The 1786-nt window shown below is 75.0% G+C and carries 2 protein-coding genes; both read right to left on the bottom strand.

Going from position 1 to position 1786, the window contains the following annotated elements; genetic code table 11:
* Window positions 1–351: 351 nt before the first annotated feature.
* The gene (locus D450_RS0123860; protein WP_017541146.1) at window positions 352–1272 is read right to left on the bottom strand and encodes a S66 peptidase family protein; all 921 of its coding nucleotides are present in this window, start codon (window positions 1270–1272) and stop codon (window positions 352–354) included.
* The coding region (locus D450_RS31130; RefSeq protein ID WP_039820883.1) for a prolyl oligopeptidase family serine peptidase at window positions 1269–1786 on the bottom strand (518 nt) is incomplete at its 5' end. The genes D450_RS0123860 and D450_RS31130, both read right to left, overlap by 4 nt.

Below are 1786 nucleotides of genomic sequence, written 5' to 3'. Positions count from 1 at the left end.
CCTCCACTGGCCCCCGCAGGGCCCGCCCCCCGTCAAGCAGGGCCGGGGAACCGCCGCGCCTTGTCGTTGCCGTCTCCCTCCCTGCACCGAAGGGCCCCGCCGCTCGACAAGCAGGCCGGAGCGGCGTACCTGCCGGCCGTCGTCGCCGCTCATCGCCCGTACCGCCGGTACCGCCGGGAATTGGCCGGGGCCCGTGAGTGGGGCACCTGCCGGGCCGTCGCCGTCGGGCGGCACGAACCGCACCCCGCACGAACCGCACGCCGCACGAACCGCGAACCGCACGCCGTCCGGACCGCGGGCACCCCCGGTCCGCCTGAGGGAGGAGGTCCCTCCCCTAGAGCCTGCCCGCTCCTAGAGGAGGGCGGGCTCGTCGAGGGTCAGGGTTCCCTCGTCCGCGTCCAGGGTCGCGGTGGCTCCGAGGGGGACCGTCGTCTGGGCGGGGATGTGTCCGAAGCCGAACCCTTCCGCGACCGGGACGCCCAAGGGGGCCAACCTGTCCCGCATCATCAGCCGGATCGTCTCCTCATCGGGCGTGCACTTGCCCCACGACCCCAGAAGGACGCCGGCGACCCCGTCCAGCCAGCCGCTCCGCAGCAGTTGGGTGACCATCCGGTCCATCCGGGAGGCGTCCTCGTCGACGTCCTCCAGCAGCAGGAGTCCCCCCTCCGCCGAACGGCGGAAATGCGGCGTGGCGATGCTGTCGGCCAGGACGCTGAGGTTGCCCCCCATCAACCGCCCGTGGGCCCTCCCGCCCACGAGGGTGCGCACCCCTTGAGGAGCGATCCGCATCCGCGACTCCGGCTCGAACAGGGTCGCGCGCAGGTCCTCCACCGCTTCGGGGTCACGGCCGAAGTACGCCCCCACCGGGCCGTGCACCGTGACCCGGTCCAGCTCCACCGCGAACGCCTCGTGCAGCGCGGTCACGTCGCTGAATCCGATGAACGCCTTGGGCGGCGCCCCGCGCAGCGCCCCGTAATCGAGCAGGTCCAGCATGCGGTGCGCCCCGTCGCCGCCCCTCAGGCACAGCACCGCCGCGACACCGGGCGCCAGCAGCGCCTCCTGCAGGTCCCTCGCCCGGTCGGCGTCGGTTCCGGCCAGGTAGGGCAGCTCCGGGTGCCGGTCGCGGACGTGCGGGCGCACCTCCGCCCGGACGCCCCAGGCCTCGATCACCGGGAGCGCCGCCGCCAGCTCCTCCTCCGGGGCGGGGCTGCACGGCGCGACCACCGCCACCTTTTCGCCCGCGTGCAGCCGCGGGGGCCGCCGCGCGCTCACGGCCGCAGGTCCAGCGCCGGGACGTCGGCGTCGAACCCGAACACCTGCGCGTACAGCGCCAGCTCCGCCTCCAGCGCGACACGGATGGTCTCGGCCTTGCGGAAGCCGTGCTGCTCCCCGGCGAACTCCAGGTAGGCGTGGGGCACCCCGCGCCCGCGCACCCGCTCCAGCAGCCGCCGCGCCTGCACCGGCGGGCAGATCTCGTCCTCGTCTCCCTGCATCAGCACGAACGGCGCGGTGACGGCGTCGGCCCGGTTGACCGGGGACCGCTCGATGTAGCGCTCCCGCTCCTCGGGCCAGGGCCCCACCAGGCTCTCCAGGTACCGCGACTCGAAGTCGTGCGTCTCGCCGGTCCGCCACCCGACCAGGTCCACGATCGGGTACTGGATCACCCCGCAGGCGAACACGTTGTCCGAGGCCAGCGCCGCCGCGGCGGTCCACCCGCCGGCGCTGCCGCCGCGGATCGCCAACCGGTCCGCGTCGGCCGTGCCCTCGGCGGCCAGCGCCCGGGCCA

Origin of the sequence: Nocardiopsis halophila DSM 44494 (assembly GCF_000341245.1) — a bacterium.
GTDB classification, from domain to species: domain Bacteria; phylum Actinomycetota; class Actinomycetes; order Streptosporangiales; family Streptosporangiaceae; genus Nocardiopsis_A; species Nocardiopsis_A halophila.
This window is presented reverse-complemented; position numbering and strand designations above follow the sequence as displayed.